This window comes from Streptomyces sp. NPDC007929 (assembly GCF_042959065.1).
GTDB lineage: Bacteria > Actinomycetota > Actinomycetes > Streptomycetales > Streptomycetaceae > Streptomyces.
Genome location: NZ_JBIBKD010000007.1, coordinates 219896 through 237243, shown reverse-complemented (window position 1 = coordinate 237243; position 17348 = coordinate 219896). Strand labels below are relative to the sequence as shown.

Genomic DNA, 17348 nt, shown 5'->3' with positions numbered 1-17348 from the left:
CATGACCAGCGCCGCGCCCCCTCCCCCCGCCCCGCCCGCCCCCGGTGACCGGACGCCCGACGGCTCCGGAGCGGGCGGTCCCGGCGACTGGGCGGCCGGGGGCCTCGTCCTCGGGGGCGTCCTGATGGTCGTCTACGGCCTCTTCGCGGTGCTCCAGGGCATCGCGGCGATCGCGGGCGACGAGGTGTACACGAGCTTCGGCCAGTACTCCTTCGAGTTCGACCTGACCGCCTGGGGCTGGATCCACCTCATCGTCGGCGTGCTCGTGGTGGTGGCCGGGCTCGGCCTGTTCACCGGGGCCGACTGGGCCCGGGCGGCGAGCGCGGTCGTGGTCGGCCTGGCGCTGATCGCGAACTTCCTGTGGCTGCCGTACCAGCCGTTCTGGTCGATCATCATGATCGTGACGGGCCTGTTCGTCCTCTGGTCGGTGTTCAACTACCGCTCCTCCCGCCCGGTGTAGAGCTCCCGGGCGGGTTCGGTGGCGGGTGGCGGTCGCGCCCGGCGACCACGCTGTGCAGCCGGCGGGTCAGCGCGGTGGCCGCCGCCGTGAGGAAGACGAAGGTGTACACGACCTGGGTGACGGTCACCAGGCGGGCCTCCTGCCCGCGCGGGGTGATGTCGCCGTAGCCGACGGTGGCGAGCGTGACGACGGTGAAGTACAGCGCGTCGACCCGGGTGTGCAGGCCGGTGAACTGGCCCGGCTGCCGGGCGAGTGCGTAGTAGCCGGACGAGAAGACCAGCACGGCCAGGCACATCAGCAGCGAGATCATGATGCCCGAGCGGGCCTGCGGGGTCTCCAGGACGACGTCGCGCACCTGGCGCAGCAGCAGCGCGGCGACCAGCGCCAGGCAGATCACGAACAGGGGCCAGCCGAGCCAGGGCCGGTCGGCGCCGAGCCCTTCGAGGGGCAGCAGGAAGTAGGCGGTGCCGGCCGCCACGAGCAGGGCCCCGGCCCCGATCCGCAGCCGGCGCGGACCGGCCGGCCCCGCGTGCGGTTCCCGCCGCCGCGCGGGGTGGTGGGGCGGCTCGCTGCCTTCGGGCATGGGTCCGGTCTATGTCGTCCCGGGGCGGGACGCGAGCCCGGTGCGTCCGTCGGTGGGGGCGGGGTGCGGGGCCCGCGAACCTCAAATGTTGCTCTGAAGGAGGGCGGGGCGCGGTTCGGGCGCCGGCGGCTGGGCCATACCCCCTTCACGTTCGAGGAACGGGCCGGGCGGAGGAGGGGACGATGGAGCGACTGGGGACGGGCATCGGATGGCGGCCGGAGATCGCGGACGCCGTGGAGCGGATGCCGGGGATCGACTGGGTCGAGGCGGTGGCCGAGAACCTCTGCCCGGGGCATCTGCCCGACTCGCTGCGGCGGCTGCGCGAGCGCGGCGTCACCGTGGTACCGCACGGTGTCTCGCTCGGCCTCGGGGGCGCGGACCGGCCCGACGCGGGACGGCTGACCGCGCTGGCCGAGCGGGCCGAGGCGCTGGGCTCGCCGCTGGTCACCGAGCACATCGCGTTCGTCCGGGCGGGAGGGCCGCTGACGGCGTCCCCGCACCTGGAGGCGGGCCATCTGCTGCCCGTCCCGCGGACCCGGGACGCCTTGGACGTGCTGTGCGAGAACGTACGGATCGCGCAGGACGCGCTGCCGGTGCCGCTGGCGGTGGAGAACATCGCCGCGCTGGTCTGCTGGCCGGGCGAGGAGATGTCGGAGGGCCAGTTCCTCTACGACCTCGCCGACCGCACGGGCGTCCGCCTGCTCATCGACGTCGCCAATCTGCACACCAACCACGTCAACCGCGGCGAGGACCCCTCGAAGGCCCTCGCGGAGCTCCCGCTGGAGGCCGTCGCCTACGTCCATGTCGCGGGCGGTGTGGAACGCGACGGCGTCTGGCACGACAGCCACGCCCACCCGGTCCCCGGGCCGGTCCTCGACATCCTCACGGAGCTCGCCTCCCGCGTCGCGCCGCCGGGTGTCCTCCTGGAACGGGACGAGAACTTCCCCGAGCCCGCGGAGCTGGAGAGCGAACTGGACGCGATCCGCGGGGCGCTGAGGGCGGGCGCCGTCGAACGCGTGAAGACGGAACTCCGCTCGGCCGCCGGACGGCAGGAGCGGACCCCCGGCGACGACGGTGAACTGCTCGGTGCCGCCGCCCCCGCGAGGCGCGAGGCGCCCCGGGGCGCCCACGACGAGGCACCGGCAGGGTCCGAGGCGGCACGGCGGGGCGAGGAGACCGGGGCGGCCGGGGCGACACGGGGCGCCTTCGGCCGGCCCCATCCACGAGGCGTCGACGAGGCCCGGCAGCGGCTCGGACTGGCGCAGGCGGCGCTGCTGTCGGCGCTGGTCGCGGGGACGCCGGTGCCCGAGGGGTTCGACCGGGCGCGGATCGGGGTGCAGGCGCGGGCGCTCGCGGCCAAGCGGGCGGACGTGGTGGCGAAGGTCGCCCTCGAACTGCCGGTGATCCTCGGGGACGAGTACCGCACGGCGTTCCTCGGTTACGCCCAGAACCACCCGATGACCGGCGGCTACCGGCGCGACGCCCTCGCCTTCGCCGAGCACCTGCTGTCCGCCGGGCGTCCCGGGGACCCGCGGGCGCGGCGGGAGCTGCGGGAGTGGTGGCTGGAGCGCTCGGGCCCGAAGCCGCGCTCCCACCGCCCGGCCGGCCGGCTGGCCCGCGCCACGCGCAGGGTCCTGCTGCGGCGTTGAGGGGGGACCCCCTGGGGCCACCCCTTTGGGGCGGCCCCTCCGGCCGCGTGGGCCCACCGGCCGGTCACTTCATCCGCGACCCTCCGGAAGCGGCGGGCCGCTTCTCCGGTACCGCGTCGCCGGCGGGCGCGTCGCTTCGGCCGTAGTGGTGCGTGGCGAACATGTAGATGACGCCCGTGCCGACCACCACGCCGCCGCACAGCAGGACGATCCAGTTCTCCCACCAGGGCTTCTCTGGCGTGCGGGCCCAGCAGATGTTGACGATGGCGAAGATCCCGTAGGCCAGCGCGGCGATGTTCACGGCCAGGCCCGCGCGGCCCAGGGTGAACTCCCCCGCCGGGCGCCAGCCCTTGAGCCGGGCGCGCAGCGCGGCCAGGACCACCATCTGGAACGAGCCGTAGATGCCGAGGATCGCGAACGAGACGATGTTGGTGAGGGCGTCCTCCGACAGCAGTGACGCGAAGGCGATGAGCAGCGGCACCGCGGCGGACACGAACAGCGCCCAGCTCGGCACCGCGCGGGCGTGGGCGAACCGCCGCAGCAGCCGGTGCCCGACGATCATCTCGTCCCGGGCGTAGGAGTAGATGAGCCGCCCGGCCGCGGCCTGGAGGCTGATCGTGCAGGACAGGAACGAGATGAGCACCACGGCCATCACCAGCCGGGCCCCGGTCTCCCCCATGGCGTCGTACAGCACGTCCACCACCGGGTCGGCCACCTCGCCCGCGATGATCGCGTTGAAGTCCGTGACCGACAGCAGCAGCGACATGCAGGTGAACGTGGCCGCGGCGCCGCCGATGTAGATGGTGCGCCGCATCGCGCGGGGGATGACGCGCCCCGGGTGGGCGACCTCCTCGGCGGTGTCCCCGCAGGCCTCGAAGCCGTAGTACTGGTAGAAGCCGATGATCGCGGCCGCCAGGAACGCGGGCAGGTAGGAGCCGTCCCCCTCGGTCCCGTAGGTGTCGAAGATGATGCCGACGTTGTGGTGTCGGTGGGTGACCATCAGGTAGATGCCGACGACGAGGGCGCCGATGAGCTCGCCGCCGAAGCCGATGATGGCCGCCGCCGACAGCGCCTTGGTGCCCAGGTAGTTGATGAGGATGGCGACGACGATGAGCACGGCGGTGCACAGCACGGTGGTGTGCACGGTGGCGTCGAAGCCGAAGAGGATGGCGATGTAGGGCCCGGCGCCGTAGGCGACGGAGGTGATGGTGACCAGCAGCGCCCACATGTACACCCAGCCGGTCATCCACGCCCAGCGCTTGCCCCACAGCCGCCGGGCCCAGGGGTAGACGCCGCCCGCGATCGGGTACTGGGCGACGATCTCGCCGAAGATCAGCGCGACGAGGAACTGGCCGCAGCCGGCCAGCACGAACGCCCAGATCATCGGCGGCCCGCCGTCGACGATCGCGATACCGAAGAGGGTGTAGGTGCTGACCACCGGGGAGAGGTAGGTGAAGCCGAGGGCAAAGTTGGCCCAGGGGCCCATGTCCTTGCGGAACTCGGAGCCCGGCTCGCCCGAGGGGGCGCCGGACGCCGGTGCGGGAGGCTGGGTACCGGTCATCGTCGTGCCCCTCGTTCCGCGGTGATCAGGTCGGCGGCGCGTTCGGCGGCGAGCAGTACGGTCACCATCGGGTTGATGGTGGGCATCGTCGGGAACACCGACGCGTCGACGATCCGCACACCCTCGAAACCCCGCAGTCTCAGTTCGGGGTCGCAGACGGCCGCAGGGTCGTCGGCGGCGCCCATCCGGCAGGTGCCGGCCGGGTGGTAGACGGTGTGGGCCACGCGGCGGCCGTACTCCGACAGGTCGGCGTCGGAGACGACGTCCGGGCCGGGGGCGACCTCGCGGACGAGCCAGTCGCGCAGCGGGTCGGTCGCGGCGACCTCGCGGGCCACCTTGAGGCCGTCGACGATGGTGCGCTCGTCGTGGCCGCCGGGGTCGGTGAAGTACCGGAAGTCCAGGGCCGGGTGCTCGGCGGGGTCGGCGCTGCGCAGCCACATGCGGCCGGTGGAGCGGGCGCGCGGCACGTTCGGCGTCATGCACACCCCGTGCCGCGGTACGGGGTAGCCCAGGCGTTCGGTGTTGACGGTGAACGGCACCTGGTAGAAGTGGAACATCAGGTCGGGGCGCGGCTGGTCCTTGTCGCGGCGCAGGAAGAGACCGGCGTCGGAGTCCATCGCGGAGTTGGGCGGCAGGGGCCCCGCTGTCTCCCAGACGATGACGGACTCGGGGTGGTCCAGCAGGTTCTCCCCGACGCCGGGCAGGTCGGCCCGTACGTCGATGCCCAGGGCGCGCAGGTCGTCGGCCGGGCCGATGCCGGAGAGCATCAGCAGGCGCGGGGTGTCGATGGCACCGGCGCACAGCAGGAGTTCGCGTTCGGCCCGGACGGTGGCCGGTTGCCCTTCGGCGTCGCGGACGGCGACGCGGGTCAGCCGGTCCGAGTCGTCGGTGAGCAGCCGGTGGGCCCAGGTCTGAAGCTTCAGGGTGAGGTTGGGCCGGTCCAGCACCGGGTGGAGGTAGGCGACCGACGCGGAGGAGCGCAGGTTGCCCTCCGGCTGGTAGGCCAGCGAGAAGAATCCGGTGCCGTCGGCGAAGGGTTCGGCGTTGAAGTCGTCGACGACGGGGACGCCGAGGGCGCGGGACGCGGCCGTGACGAAGTCCTTGGCGATGGGATTGCGGTCGGCCTCGGCCACCGGCACGATCCGGGTGAGCAGCCGGTCGCGGTAGGGCAGGATCGTCGCCGGGTCCCAGCCGGAGCAGCCGTGGCTCACCCAGTCGTCGAGGTCCTGCGGCAGCGGCAGGAAGCTGATCAGGGTGTTGTGCGAGGAGCAGCCGCCGAGTACCCGGGCCCGGGAGTGCAGGATGTGTGAGTTGCCGCGGGGCTGTTCGACGGTGGTGTAGCCGTAGTCGAACTCCGAGCCGAGCAGGTTGATCCAGTTGCGCAGGCGCAGGATGCGCTCGTCGCCGACATCGCTGGGGCCGCCCTCGATGACGCAGACGCGGCAGTCGGGGTCCTCGCTGAGCCGGGCGGCGAGCACACAGCCTGCGGTGCCGCCGCCGACGATGACGTAGTCGTAGGCGGACTCGGCGCCGTGCGCGGGGGTGGTGGCCATGCCGTGCCTTTCGTGGTGGTGCGGTGGGGCGTGCGGGTCAGCCCTTGAACCAGCCGGAGGGGGCGGGGGCGAGGTTCTGGTAGATGTGCTTGGCCTCCTGGTACTCGCGCAGCCCCGTGGGGCCGAGTTCGCGTCCGACGCCGGAGCGGCCGAAGCCGCCCCACTCGGCCTGCGGCACATAGGGGTGGAAGTCGTTGATCCACACGGTGCCGTGGCGCAGCCGCTGGGCGACGCGCTGGGCGCGGCTCGCGTCGGAGGTCCACACACCGCCGGCCAGGCCGTAGCGGGTGTCGTTGGCCAGGTCCACGGCCTCGTCCTCGGTGCGGAAGCGTTCGACGGTGACGACCGGGCCGAAGACCTCCTCCTGGACGATCCGCATGGACCGGTCGCAGTCGGCGAAGATCGTCGGCAGCAGGAAGAAGCCGTCGGCGAGGGCCGGGTCGTCGGGGCGGGTGCCTCCGGTGACGAGCCGGGCGCCCTCCTCCTTGGCGACGGCGATGTAGCCCTCGACCTTCTCGCGGTGCTCGGCGGAGCTGAGGGGTCCGCTCTCGGTGCCCTCGTCCAGGCCGTTGCCGAGCCGGATCGCCCGGGCGCGCGCGGCGTAGGCCTCGACGAACCGGTCGTGCAGGGAGTCCTCGACGAGCAGGCGTGAGCCGGCCGAGCAGACCTGCCCGGAGTGCAGGAAGGCGGCGTCGAGGGCGTAGTCGACGGCGGCGTCGAAGTCTGCGTCGGCGAAGACGATGTTGGGGTTCTTGCCGCCCAGTTCCAGGGCGATGTTCCGCGGCCCCTCGGCGGCGGCGGCCATGATGGCCCGGCCGGTGTTCAGGCCGCCGGTGAAGGAGACCAGGTCGACGTCGGGGTGGTTGGTGAGGGCCGCGCCCACGGTCGCCCCGGAGCCGAGGACGAGGTTGGCGACGCCGGGCGGGGCGCCGGCCTCCTCGATGAGCCGGATCATGGCGAGGGTGGTGAGCGGGGTGGTCTCGCTGGGCTTGAGGACGAAGGTGTTGCCGGCGGCGAGTGCCGGGGCGACCTTCCAGGAGGCCTGGAGCAGCGGGTAGTTCCACGGGGCGATCAGCGCGCACACGCCGATCGGCTGGTAGACGACCCGGCTGAGGACGTCGGGGCCGACGTCGACGACCCGGCCGCCGTCCTTGCCCGCGAGTTCGGCGAAGTAGCGGAAGGCGTTCGCCACGTCCTCCACGTCGATGCGGGCCTCGGTGAGCGTCTTGCCGGTGTCGAGCGTCTCGGTGCGGGCGATGTCCTCGCGGTCGCGCAGCAGCAGGTCGTGCACGCGCATCAGCAGGTCGGCGCGGCGGCGGGTGGGGGCGTTCGCCCAGTCCTCCTCGGCGAAGGCGCGCCGGGCGGCGCGTACGGCGCGGTCCACGTCGGTGGCGTCGGCCTCGTCGACGGTGGTGACGACCGAGGCGTCGTAGGGGTTGACCACCTCGCGCCGGCCGCCGGCCGCCGCCTGTGTCCACTCGCCGTCGATGTACAGCTCGCCCACCGCGGGGCCTCCTTCGTGTCCGGCCGGAGCCCGATCGGCTCGACGGTCAGCAACATGGCCCATGGGGCGGGCGGCGGCCACGGGGCACACCGCCGCGACGGCGTCCTGACGGCCCAGAGGACCCGGGTGGACTAGTCGGGGGACCGCACACTCCCGACCGCCCGCTCACCGGCCGCCACCGGACTGAAACGGAACGTCACATACCGACAACACTGTGTCCGGATGGTGAACGAGGCATGGTGTTTTCGAGCCCGTGTCACATACAAACAACATATGCTCTGGGTTCTTTTCCTCCTGGCGTCCTGGGCCGTGGCAGGCACGGCGTGCACCCGCCTGTGCCTGGCCGCCGTGCGTGCGGCGGCCGTGGACGCGGACACCGGCCGGGGGCGTGAACTCACGCTGTACGAGGCGGCGTTCCTCTCCGGCGGCCCCCGGAGGGTCGCCGATGTGACCCTGGTCGCCATGGCCCGCCAGCGCCGGCTGCTCCTGGCCCACACCGGCTGGGCGACGGTCGTCGACCCGCGCGGGCGGGACGAGATGGAGCGGTCGGTGATAGGGGCCATCGGTCCCGAGGGGCAGTGCCGGATCGCGCCGGTGCGGGCCACGGCCGCGGCGGCGGACCCGGTGCGCGGGATCGCCGAGGGGCTGGTGCGCGCGGGACTCGCGGTGCCCGACAGTGCCCGCACGACCGTCGCCGCTGCCGTGCGCCAGGTGCGGGTCGCGGCCGTCGCCGTCCTCGGGCTGGGCGTGGCCGCGCTGCTGACGCCGCTTCCGCCGGACATGCCCCGGCATCTGGTCGCCCTGTGGTTCGCGCTGCCGCTCACCCTGACCCTGAGCTGCCTGGCCGTCGCCCGGGTCGAGATCCACCCCTACTCGCGCTGGGCCTCGCCGGCCGGCCGGCGGCTGCTCGGCGCCCTGACCCGCTCGGCGGACGGCGCCGCCGACGACCGTACGTACCTCACCTCGGTGGCCGTACGGGGTGTGCGGGCGATCGGTGAGCCGGATCTGCGCGCCGCGTTCGCGCACCGCGAGTCGCACGACTGACGGACCGGGGGCGCGCGGGGGCGGCGGGCCCGACACCGGTCGACGGTGCTTGCGTTCCCTTCGGAGCGAACGAAACATCCCTTCCGTCGCCACCGTGCACCGAAGGGATACGCGATGAGAGCCGCCCTGCTCTACTCGGCCGCCGGGTCCTTGCTGCTGAGCGCCCTCACCGCGGCCCCGGACGCGGAGGACCGGACGGGCACGGCCGAGCGGCGCGGCACCGCCGTGGCCGCCGCGCGCGCCAAGGCGGCCGGAATCGACTTCGGCCCGTGCCCCGACGCGCAGGACCTGCCGGGCAGCATGCGGTGCGGCACGGTGAGCGTTCCGCTGGACTACGCCCGCCCGGACGGCCGGCAGATCGAACTGTCCGTCAGCAGGGCCCGGGCCACCCGGAAGGACCCGCACACCGACGGGCGTCAGGTCCCGCGGCAGGGCGCCCTCGTGCACAACCCGGGCGGCCCGGGCGCCAACGGCCTGTACTTCCCGCTGGTCGGCCTGCTCCCCGGGTGGAAGCGGATCGCCGCCGCGTACGACCTCGTCGGCTACGCCCCGCGTGGGGTGGGCCGTTCGGCTCCGCTGTCGTGCAAGGACCCGAAGCAGTTCTACACCGGGCCCTCGCAGGCACCGGCGCACCCCTCACCGGCGTACAAGAAGGAGCGCGTCGCGAAGGCGAAGGCGTACGCCCGGGGGTGCGCCGAGCGCAACGGCGACGCGCTGCGGCACTACCACTCGCTGAACAACGCCCGCGACCTCGACGTGCTGCGCGCCGCGCTCGGCGAGGAGCGGCTGACCTTCATGGGCTCGTCGTACGGCACCTACTTCGGTGCCCTGTACGCGACGCTGTTCCCCGGTCATGTGCGGCGGATGGTGTTCGACTCGGTGGTCCACCCCGGCCCCGGGCGGATCTGGTACCGCAACAACCTCGCCCAGTCGGCGGCGTTCGAGGACCGCTGGCGGGACGTCAGGGAGTGGATCGCCCGGCACGACGACGTGTACGGGCTCGGCGCGACGCAGCGGGAGGTGCAGCGCAGCTACGAGCGGGCGAGCGCGAGGCTGGCCGCCGAACCGGCGGGCGGGAAGGTCGGGCCGGGACAGCTGCACGGGGCGTTCCTTCAGGCCGGCTACTACGACGACCAGTGGCCGCACCGCGCGCACGCGCTGTCGGCGTACCTCAAGGGTGATGCCGGGCCGCTGATCGAGCAGATGGAGCAGCATCCGCAGGCGGCGGCCGAGGCGGAGAACTCCCGGGCGGTCTATGTGGCCGTCGAGTGCAACGACGCCCCCTGGCCCACGGACTGGAAGGTGTGGGACCGGGACAACACCCGGCTCGCGCGGGTGGCGCCCTTCGAGACCTGGGACAACGTGTGGACGAACCTGCCGTGCGCCTACTGGCCGGGGCCCCGGCAGCGGCCGCTCGACGTCGGAGCCGGGCCGGGCGAGCTGCCGCCGACCCTCATCCTGGCCGCCGAGCGGGACGCCGCCACGCCGTACGACGGCGCCCTCGCACTCCACGACCGTCTGGCGGGCTCGGTGCTGGTGACGGAGCGGGACGCCGGCGCCCACGGCCTGGCGGGCGGCCCCAACGCCTGCGTCAACGGGCACCTGGAGGCGTATCTGCTGGAGGGCCGGCTGCCGGGACGCGGCGCGCAGTGCGCCCCGCACGCCGAGCCGAGGCCGACGGCCCCGGACCGGGCCGGGGCCGCGCGACGCATCCGCTGATCAGGCCAGGGAGGCGACCAGCTCGGCGACGTCCTTGCGGCGGCCCGTGTAGAACGGCACCTCCTCGCGGACGTGCATCCGGGCCTCCGAGGCGCGCAGGTGACGCATGAGGTCGACGATGCGGTACAGCTCGTCGGCCTCGAAGGCGAGGATCCACTCGTAGTCGCCGAGGGAGAACGAGGCGACGGTGTTGGCCCGCACGTCCGGGTAGCCGCGGGCCATCTTGCCGTGGTCGGCGAGCATGCGGCGGCGGTCCTCGTCGGGCAGCAGGTACCAGTCGTAGGACCGCACGAAGGGGTAGACGCTCACATAGTTGCGGGGCGTCTCGTCGGCGAGGAACGCCGGGATGTGCGAGCGGTTGAACTCGGCGGGGCGGTGCAGCGCCATGTTCGACCAGACCGGCTCCAGGGCGCGGCCCAGCTTCGTCCGGCGGAAGAGGTTGTACGCCTCCTGCAGCGCGTCGCTGGTCTCCGCGTGCCACCAGATCATGAGGTCGGCGTCGGCGCGCAGGCCCGAGACGTCGTAGGTGCCGCGGATGGTCACGTCCTTGGCGGCGAGCTGGTCGAACAGCTCCTGGACCTCGTCGGCGTACCCGGCGCGGTCCTCGGGGAGGACGTCCTTCAGCTTGAAGACGGACCAGAGCGTGTAGCGGATGACCTCGTTGAGGTCCTTGGCCAGCTTGCCCTTGTTCGCGATGCGGCCGGGCGCGGCGCTGGAGGCGGTGGTGGAGGCGTCGTCACTCATGCTTCTCATTCTCCCGCTCCGCCGTGCAGGCTCTGCACCGGGTGGGCGGTGAGCTCCTCCACACCGCCCGTGTCCCCGTAAATCCGGTCCACGGCCGCGTACGCACTGGCGATGCAGGCCGGGATGCCGACGCCGTCGTACGGGGCGCCGCAGACGGCGAGGCCGGGGAGCCGGGCGATGTGCTCGCGGATGCGGGCCACGCGCGCGTGATGGCCGACGGAGTACTGGGGCAGCCCGTCGTCCCAGCGGGTGACGCGGGTGGCGACGGGCGTGGCGTCCAGCCCGGTCGCCGCCTTCAGGTCGTGCCGCGAGACCTCGGCCAGCTCGCTGTCGTCGCGCCGGAGGACCTCCGTCTCGCCGTACCGTCCGACGGAGGTGCGCAGGACGACCAGGTCCGGGTTCTCGCCGGCGATCCAGCCCCACTTGTGCGAGGCGAACGTGGACGCCTTGATGGTGTGCCCGTCGACCGGCGGCACGAGGAAGCCGCTGCCGTCGGGCAGGGCCGTCTCGGCGCGGCGGTAGGCGAGGGTGACCAGGGCCATGGAGGCGTACTCGACGGCGTCGAGCTCGGCGGCGGCCCCGGGGGTCTCGGCGCGCAGCAGCCGGGCGGCGACGGGGGCGGGGGCGGCGACCACCACGGCGTCCGCGCGCCACGCGCGCTCACCGGAGCCGACCCGCCAGCCGCCCTCGGGAGTGCGCCGCAGCTCCGTCACCGGCGTCCGGGTGAGGATCTCGCCCCCGCGGGCCCGGACCGAGTCGGCGACCGCGAGCGGGAGGGTGCCGACACCGCCCCGGATGCCCATGAACACCGGGCCGGTCTGCTGGGCGGCGGCCGCCTTGGCCTGGAGCTCGCGGACCCCTTCCGTCAGGGAGGTGTGGGTCCGGGCGACCTGGAAGAGCTGCGGGACGGCCGAGCGCATGGAGATGCGGTAGGCGTCGCCCGCGTACACCCCGCCCAGCATGGGCTCCAGCAGGCGGTCGACGACCTCGCGGCCGAGGCGCCGCGCCACGTACTCCCCCACCGCCACGTCGTCGCCGACCTCGGTGCGGGGCAGCTCGGCGTCGCGCTCGATGCGGGCCAGGCCCTCCTCGGACACCACACCGGCCAGGGCGGACGCGGTGCCGGGCACGCCCATCACATGGCCCTTGGGGAAGGGACGCAGGGCGCCGCGGGTCCACAGCGAGGCCGTGGCGGTCGCGGGGGGCTCGAGGCGGTCGGCGAGACCCACCTCGCGGGCCAGAGCCACCGCCTCGGGGCGGCGGGCCAGCATCGACTCGGCGCCGAGGTCCACGCGCGCACCCGCGACCTCCCCGGGCAGCAGCTTGCCGCCGACCCGGTCGGAGGCCTCCAGCACCGTCACCCGCGCACCGCGCCCCAGCAGCCGGTGTGCGGCGGCCAGCCCCGCGATGCCCGCCCCGATGACGACGACCTGCCCTTGAACTTCGCGCATGCCCCCAGCCTCTCAGACCCCACCGACAGCGCCTCCGCGCCCCGGTGTCCGGCACGAGTCCCGACCGTGACCGCATCGGAACCGTCCCGGGCCAAACGATCGGCGCCGTCCCGGCGTCGAAGAAGCGTCAGCTGAAATCGACCCTCGGGGGATTGCCGCATGCGCACTCGACGATCCGTACGACGCCCCGCCCCGGCCCTGGCCGCCCTCCTGCTGGCGGCCGCCCTCGCCCTCACGGGGTGCAGCGCCGGGGGCGACGAATCGGGCGGCAGCAGCGCCGCGGCCGATCGCGGGGCGGACGGCAAGGGCTTCTCGGGCGAGGCCGCGCCCGGCGGTACCGGCAGTGGCGCCAAGGCCACGGCGCCGCCGAAGCTCGCCGCGAGCCACATCATCCGCACGGCGTCCCTGACCGTGCGGGTCAAGGACGTCCCCAAGGCCCTGGACCAGGCCCGCACCGGCGTGCAGAACGCGGGCGGCTACATCGGCAACGAGACCACCACCCGCGACGCCGAGGGCCGCGAGCGCACCCGGGTCGTGCTGCGCGTGCCCGTCGAGAAGTACGACGAGGTCCTCGCCGAGCTGGAGGGCTCCGGCACGCTCCTGGACCGCAGTGCGAAGGCCGAGGACGTCACCGACCAGGTCGTGGACGTGGAGAGCCGCATCACCACGCAGCGCGCCAGCGTGGCCCGGATCCGCGAGCTGATGGACCGGGCCACCAAGCTCAGCGACGTGGTGACCCTGGAGGGCGAGCTGAGCACCCGCCAGGCCGACCTGGAGTCGCTGCTCGCCCGGCAGAAGTCCCTGAAGGACCGCACCAGCCTGGCCACCATCACCCTGTCGCTGTCCGAGACCCCGGTGAAGAAGGACGCCGAGGACGACGACCCGGGCTTCGTCGACGCGCTCGCGGGCGGCTGGAGCGCCTTCGTGACGATGCTGCGCTGGCTGGCCGTGGCGTTCGGAGCGGTCCTGCCGTTCGCGGCGGTGGCCGCGCTGCTCGTCCTGCTGTGGCTGCGGGTCGTACGCCCCCGGCTGCCGCGCCGCCCCGCGCCCGCGCCCGCGGCGAGCGCACTCGGCCCACTGCCGGCGGCCCGGCCGGCGCCGGAGTCCGCGCACCCGCGACACCCGGGTGAAGGGGACTGAAATGCCCTGCTCCCGTAGCGTGTTCGCATGAACATGAGCCGTGCACGGGAGCGACTGGTCGTCATCGGCGGCGACGCCGCGGGCATGTCCGCGGCGTCACAGGCCCGCCGTCTGAAGGGCCCCGGCGAGCTGGAGATCGTGGCGTTCGAACGGGGCCACTTCACGTCGTACTCGGCGTGCGGCATCCCCTACTGGGTCGGCGGCGACGTCACCGACCGGGACCAGCTCATCGCCCGCACCCCCGAGGAGCACCGCGCCCGGGACATCGACCTGCGGCTGCGCACCGAGGTCACGGAGATCGACCCCGGCGCGCAGCGGGTACGCGCGCGTGACCTGGAGTCCGGCGAGGAGTCCTGGACGTCGTACGACAGGCTCGTGATCGCCACCGGCGCCCGGCCGATCCGCCCGGACCTGCCCGGGACGGACGCGGCCGGGGTGCACGGCGTGCAGACGCTGGACGACGGGCAGGCGCTCCTCGACACGCTCCAGGGCACGCGGGGCCGCCGCGCGGTGGTCGTCGGGGCCGGTTACATCGGCGTGGAGATGGCCGAGGCGCTGATCAAGCGCGGCTACGAGGTGACGGTCGTCAACCGGGGCAGCGAACCGATGTCGACCCTCGACCCCGACATGGGCCGCCTGGTGCACCGGGCCATGGAGGGCCTGGGCATCACGATGGTGAACGACGCCGAGGTCACAAAGATCCTGACCGGCGACGACGGGACGGCGCGGGCGGTTCTCACCCAGGACCGCGAGTTCCCCGCGGACGTCGTCGTGCTCGGCATCGGCGTGCGCCCCGAGACGGCCCTCGCGAAGGCCGCCGCCCTCCCCCTCGGCCCGCACGGCGGTCTCCTCACCGACCGCTCGATGCGGGTGCGCGGCCACGAGAACATCTGGGCCGGGGGCGACTGCGTCGAGGTCCTCGACCTGGTCTCCGGCCAGCAGCGGCACATCCCGCTCGGCACCCACGCCAACAAGCAGGGCCAGGTCATCGGCACCAACGTCGGCGGCGGCTACGCGACCTTCCCGGGCGTGGTCGGCACGGCGGTCAGCAAGGTCTGCGACCTGGAGATCGCCCGCACGGGTCTGCGGGAGAAGGACGCCCAGCGGGTGGGCCTGCGCTTCGAGGCCGTCACCATCGAGTCGACCAGCCGCGCGGGCTACTACCCGGACTCCTCCCCGATGACGGTCAAGATGCTCGCCGAGCACCGCACGGGCCGCCTCCTCGGCGTCCAGATCGTCGGCCGGGAGGGCGCGGGCAAACGCGTCGACATCGCGGCGGTCGCCCTCACGGCAGGCATGACGGTGGAACAGATGACAGCCCTGGACCTCGGCTACGCCCCACCGTTCTCCCCGGTCTGGGACCCGATCCTGGTGGCGGCCCGCAAGGCGTCGGCGAAGGTGCGCGGTTCGTTGTGAGGTGGGGCGGGATCGCGCCCCTCAGGGGCGCGGGGAACTGCGCGACAAGCCACAGACGTCGCGCACTCGGCAACGATCCCGCACCCCTACGGGGCATCCCTCACGCCGTCCCCGCCGTACCGTTGATCCGATCGATCGCCTGCCGCGCCTGCTCCGCCGGCGGCCGCGCCGGCAACGAGGAAACCGACGCCGGCGCAGCCGTCACCGCCGGTGGCTGCTCCCCCGCCGGCTTCGCGTGCGAAGCCACCCGCGTCGACCGCAGACGGTGGCTCACCGCCTCCTCCAGCGTCACCGGCCGCCGCAACTGGGCGGCCAGCCGCCCCGCGTCCTGGCCCAGGCGGGCCACGTCCTCCCAGGGCAGCCGCACCACCAGCGTCAACTCCGCCTCGCCGTCGGGCAGTGCGTGCATCGCGGGAGTCACTCGGTCGTTCATCGCCTGTTCCTCACGTCGGCCCCGCGACCCGCCTTCCCCGCGCCGCGGGCGGTTGCCGAGACATACGCACGCGCGTACGGCCGCGTTCAGCGCACGGCCGATCAGTTCGTCGCGTCGGTTTCTCGCGTCAGCGCAGGGTCCGCAGGTGCACGTGCTCCACGAGCCGCGTGAGCGCGTCCGGGTCCGTGGACGGCATGACGCCGTGGCCGAGGTTGAAGATGTGGCCTTCGAGGTCCTTCGCCGAGTCCAGAACCTCGAGGGTCTTGGCCTCGACGGCCTCCGTCGAGGCGAACAGCACGGTCGGGTCGAGGTTGCCCTGGAGTGCCTTGCCGGGGCCGACCCGGCGGGCGGCCTCGTCCATCGGCACGCGCCAGTCGACGCCGACGACGTCCGCCCCGGCCTCGCCCATGAGGCCCAGCAGCTCACCGGTGCCGACCCCGAAGTGGATGCGCGGCACGCCGTAACCGGCCACGGCCCGGAAGACCTTCGCGGACGCGGGCAGCACCGAGCGCCGGTAGTCGGCGGGGGCCAGCGCACCGGCCCAGGAGTCGAACAGCTGGACCGCCGAGGCGCCCGCCTCGATCTGCACCTTGAGGAACGCCGCGGTGATGTCCGCGAGGCGGTCGAGCAGCTCGGCCCACAGCTCGGGGTCGCCGTACATCATCGCCTTGGCGTTCTCGTACGTGCGGGACGGGCCGCCCTCGACCAGGTAGCTGGCGAGGGTGAAGGGGGCGCCGGCGAAGCCGATCAGGGGCGTGGCGCCGAGCTCGCGGGTGAGCAGGCCGATGGCCTCGGTGACGTAGGAGACGTCCTCGGGGGTGAGGTCGCGCAGCCGCGCGAGGTCCTCGCGGGTGCGGATCGGGCGCTCGACGACCGGGCCGACGCCGGGCTTGATGTCGAGGTCGATGCCGATGGCCTTGAGCGGGACGACGATGTCGCTGAAGTAGATCGCCGCGTCCACGCCGTGCCTGCGCACCGGCTGGAGCGTGATCTCGGTGACCAGTTCCGGACGCATGCAGGACTCGAGCATCGGGATGCCCTCGCGCACCTTGCGGTACTCCGGCAGCGAGCGCCCGGCCTGCCGCATGAACCACACCGGCGTGTGCGGCACGGGCTCGCGCCGGCAGGCCTTGAGGAAGGCGGAGTCGTACGGGGCGGACGGCTGCTGGGCCCGAGGGGCGTCGTTGGCACTCACGGAGCCCAGTTTCGCACGCCGTCGGACGGCACTATTCAGCCCCTGCACGGGCGCGGGGTGTCTAGCCCGGCACCGGAGCTCGGGGCCCCGTAATCTTCCCGCATGGCTGCGGCTCAGGGACGACTGTCGGACGGCGCTGGCGGTATGGACGAAGCGAAGGACACCGGGAACGACCGGCGGGAGGCGGACTCCGTCCCGCCGCCCTTCCGGGCCGCGGTCGACGCGCTCAAGGCGGCGCGGCTGCGGCCCCAGATCGAGGTCGAGGCGACGCCTCCGCCGCGTCGGCTCGCTCCGCACAGCTACGCGCTGGAGGCCGCGGTCGTGGACGGCGAGCAGGACCTGGCCGACGGCCGGCTGGTGCTGCTGCACGACCCGGCCGGGCACGACGCCTGGCGGGGCACCTTCCGGCTGGTGACGCTGGTGCGCGCCGAGCTGGAGCCGGAGATGGCGGCGGACCCGCTGCTGCCGGAGGTGTGCTGGTCCTGGCTGACGGGTGCGCTGCAGACGCGCGGGCTGACGTACGGGGAGCCGAGCGGCACCGTGACGCGCGCGAGTTCGCACTACTTCGGCGGGCTGTCCGCGCGCCCGGCCGCCTCGCAGATCGAGATCCGCGCGTCGTGGACGCCGCGCGAGGGCCTGGGCGGGGCCCCGGACACGGCCGCGCATCTGGCCGCCTGGTGCGATCTGCTGGCCCAGATCGCGGGGCTTCCCCCGGCCGTCCCCGGGGACGCGTCCGTCGTGACCCTCCCCCAGCGGCGGGGCCCGCAGTCGCGCTGACCGCCCCTCCTGATCCATCCCCCCGACCGACTTCTGTACGACCTCTGATCGACCCCCGACCGCCCCGCACTGATCGACCTTGTGCGGGGCGGTCAACCATGTCCGGTCGACGATCACAC

At 73.6% G+C, this 17348-nt stretch carries 15 protein-coding genes; 7 read left to right on the top strand and 8 right to left on the bottom strand.

Features of this window, described 5'->3' with window-relative positions; genetic code table 11:
* Window position 1 precedes the first annotated feature (1 nt).
* Entirely contained in the window at window positions 2-460 is a 459-nt protein-coding gene (locus tag ACFZDE_RS24485; RefSeq protein WP_390994149.1) for a hypothetical protein, read from the top strand.
* Here the strand turns inward: ACFZDE_RS24485 and ACFZDE_RS24480 are convergent.
* On the bottom strand, window positions 432-1043 hold the full coding sequence (locus ACFZDE_RS24480; RefSeq protein ID WP_391202994.1) for an ion channel: 612 nt from the start codon (window positions 1041-1043) through the stop codon (window positions 432-434). The two genes, ACFZDE_RS24485 and ACFZDE_RS24480, sit on opposite strands and share 29 nt — an antisense overlap.
* A gap of 182 nt (window positions 1044-1225) precedes the next feature.
* Between ACFZDE_RS24480 and ACFZDE_RS24475 the strand changes: the two genes are divergently transcribed.
* A complete protein-coding gene (locus tag ACFZDE_RS24475) occupies window positions 1226-2692 on the top strand; it encodes a DUF692 family multinuclear iron-containing protein (RefSeq protein WP_391202991.1) in 1467 nt (488 codons plus the stop codon).
* A gap of 64 nt (window positions 2693-2756) precedes the next feature.
* Here the strand turns inward: ACFZDE_RS24475 and ACFZDE_RS24470 are convergent, their stop codons facing one another.
* From ACFZDE_RS24470 to ACFZDE_RS24460, 3 genes are read right to left on the bottom strand one after another with little or no spacing between them, the layout of a single operon-like run.
* Window positions 2757-4253 (bottom strand): amino acid permease, encoded by a 1497-nt coding sequence (locus ACFZDE_RS24470; RefSeq protein WP_391202988.1) that lies wholly within the window; start codon window positions 4251-4253, stop codon window positions 2757-2759.
* On the bottom strand, window positions 4250-5806 hold the full coding sequence (locus ACFZDE_RS24465) for a GMC oxidoreductase (protein WP_391202985.1): 1557 nt from the start codon (window positions 5804-5806) through the stop codon (window positions 4250-4252). The genes ACFZDE_RS24470 and ACFZDE_RS24465 overlap by 4 nt, the downstream gene beginning before the upstream one ends.
* 37 nt (window positions 5807-5843) lie before the next feature.
* Window positions 5844-7310 carry an aldehyde dehydrogenase family protein gene (locus ACFZDE_RS24460; RefSeq protein ID WP_391202982.1) on the bottom strand — a complete coding sequence of 489 codons (1467 nt, stop codon included), beginning with the start codon at window positions 7308-7310 and terminating at the stop codon, window positions 5844-5846.
* 273 nt (window positions 7311-7583) lie between these two features.
* On the opposite strand from ACFZDE_RS24460, the gene ACFZDE_RS24455 reads away from it, so the two are divergent.
* Window positions 7584-8354 carry a TIGR04222 domain-containing membrane protein gene (locus ACFZDE_RS24455; RefSeq protein ID WP_390994155.1) on the top strand — a complete coding sequence of 257 codons (771 nt, stop codon included), beginning with the start codon at window positions 7584-7586 and terminating at the stop codon, window positions 8352-8354.
* A gap of 114 nt (window positions 8355-8468) precedes the next feature.
* Entirely contained in the window at window positions 8469-10073 is a 1605-nt protein-coding gene (locus tag ACFZDE_RS24450; protein ID WP_391202979.1) for an alpha/beta fold hydrolase, read from the top strand.
* Here the strand turns inward: ACFZDE_RS24450 and hemQ are convergent, their stop codons facing one another.
* Window positions 10074-10817 (bottom strand): hydrogen peroxide-dependent heme synthase, encoded by a 744-nt coding sequence (hemQ, locus tag ACFZDE_RS24445; protein ID WP_390994157.1) that lies wholly within the window; start codon window positions 10815-10817, stop codon window positions 10074-10076.
* A gap of 5 nt (window positions 10818-10822) precedes the next feature.
* Window positions 10823-12268 (bottom strand): protoporphyrinogen oxidase, encoded by a 1446-nt coding sequence (gene hemG / locus ACFZDE_RS24440; protein ID WP_391202976.1) that lies wholly within the window; start codon window positions 12266-12268, stop codon window positions 10823-10825.
* 159 nt (window positions 12269-12427) lie between these two features.
* On the opposite strand from hemG, the gene ACFZDE_RS24435 reads away from it, so the two are divergent.
* A complete protein-coding gene (locus tag ACFZDE_RS24435; RefSeq protein ID WP_391202973.1) occupies window positions 12428-13408 on the top strand; it encodes a DUF4349 domain-containing protein in 981 nt (326 codons plus the stop codon).
* 27 nt (window positions 13409-13435) lie between these two features.
* The gene (locus ACFZDE_RS24430; protein ID WP_391202970.1) at window positions 13436-14824 is read left to right on the top strand and encodes an FAD-dependent oxidoreductase; all 1389 of its coding nucleotides are present in this window, start codon (window positions 13436-13438) and stop codon (window positions 14822-14824) included.
* Window positions 14825-14924: 100 nt separating this feature from the next.
* Here ACFZDE_RS24430 and ACFZDE_RS24425 read toward each other — a convergent pair whose 3' ends face one another.
* Both ACFZDE_RS24425 and hemE read right to left on the bottom strand, forming a co-directional pair.
* On the bottom strand, window positions 14925-15257 hold the full coding sequence (locus tag ACFZDE_RS24425; RefSeq protein ID WP_391202967.1) for a hypothetical protein: 333 nt from the start codon (window positions 15255-15257) through the stop codon (window positions 14925-14927).
* A 127-nt stretch (window positions 15258-15384) separates the two neighbouring features.
* Entirely contained in the window at window positions 15385-16452 is a 1068-nt protein-coding gene (hemE, locus tag ACFZDE_RS24420) for a uroporphyrinogen decarboxylase (RefSeq protein ID WP_391202964.1), read from the bottom strand.
* A 102-nt stretch (window positions 16453-16554) separates the two neighbouring features.
* Here hemE and ACFZDE_RS24415 point away from each other — a divergent pair, with 102 nt between their 5' ends.
* The gene (locus tag ACFZDE_RS24415) at window positions 16555-17229 is read left to right on the top strand and encodes a DUF3000 family protein (protein ID WP_390994163.1); all 675 of its coding nucleotides are present in this window, start codon (window positions 16555-16557) and stop codon (window positions 17227-17229) included.
* Window positions 17230-17348 lie beyond the last annotated feature (119 nt).

Excerpts from the sequence above, each read along its gene's own strand:
- ACFZDE_RS24475 (WP_391202991.1), top strand. The coding sequence starts at position 1,226 with ATGGAGCGACTGGGGACGGGCATCGGATGGCGGCCGGAGATCGCGGAC.
- ACFZDE_RS24455 (WP_390994155.1), top strand. The coding sequence starts at position 7,584 with ATGCTCTGGGTTCTTTTCCTCCTGGCGTCCTGGGCCGTGGCAGGCACG.
- ACFZDE_RS24470 (WP_391202988.1), bottom strand. The coding sequence starts at position 4,253 with ATGACCGGTACCCAGCCTCCCGCACCGGCGTCCGGCGCCCCCTCGGGC.
- hemQ (WP_390994157.1), bottom strand. The coding sequence starts at position 10,817 with ATGAGTGACGACGCCTCCACCACCGCCTCCAGCGCCGCGCCCGGCCGC.
- ACFZDE_RS24465 (WP_391202985.1), bottom strand. The coding sequence starts at position 5,806 with ATGGCCACCACCCCCGCGCACGGCGCCGAGTCCGCCTACGACTACGTC.
- ACFZDE_RS24425 (WP_391202967.1), bottom strand. The coding sequence starts at position 15,257 with ATGAACGACCGAGTGACTCCCGCGATGCACGCACTGCCCGACGGCGAG.
- ACFZDE_RS24435 (WP_391202973.1), top strand. The coding sequence starts at position 12,428 with ATGCGCACTCGACGATCCGTACGACGCCCCGCCCCGGCCCTGGCCGCC.
- ACFZDE_RS24480 (WP_391202994.1), bottom strand. The coding sequence starts at position 1,043 with ATGCCCGAAGGCAGCGAGCCGCCCCACCACCCCGCGCGGCGGCGGGAA.
- ACFZDE_RS24450 (WP_391202979.1), top strand. The coding sequence starts at position 8,469 with ATGAGAGCCGCCCTGCTCTACTCGGCCGCCGGGTCCTTGCTGCTGAGC.
- ACFZDE_RS24485 (WP_390994149.1), top strand. The coding sequence starts at position 2 with ATGACCAGCGCCGCGCCCCCTCCCCCCGCCCCGCCCGCCCCCGGTGAC.
- ACFZDE_RS24415 (WP_390994163.1), top strand. The coding sequence starts at position 16,555 with ATGGCTGCGGCTCAGGGACGACTGTCGGACGGCGCTGGCGGTATGGAC.
- ACFZDE_RS24430 (WP_391202970.1), top strand. The coding sequence starts at position 13,436 with ATGAACATGAGCCGTGCACGGGAGCGACTGGTCGTCATCGGCGGCGAC.
- hemG (WP_391202976.1), bottom strand. The coding sequence starts at position 12,268 with ATGCGCGAAGTTCAAGGGCAGGTCGTCGTCATCGGGGCGGGCATCGCG.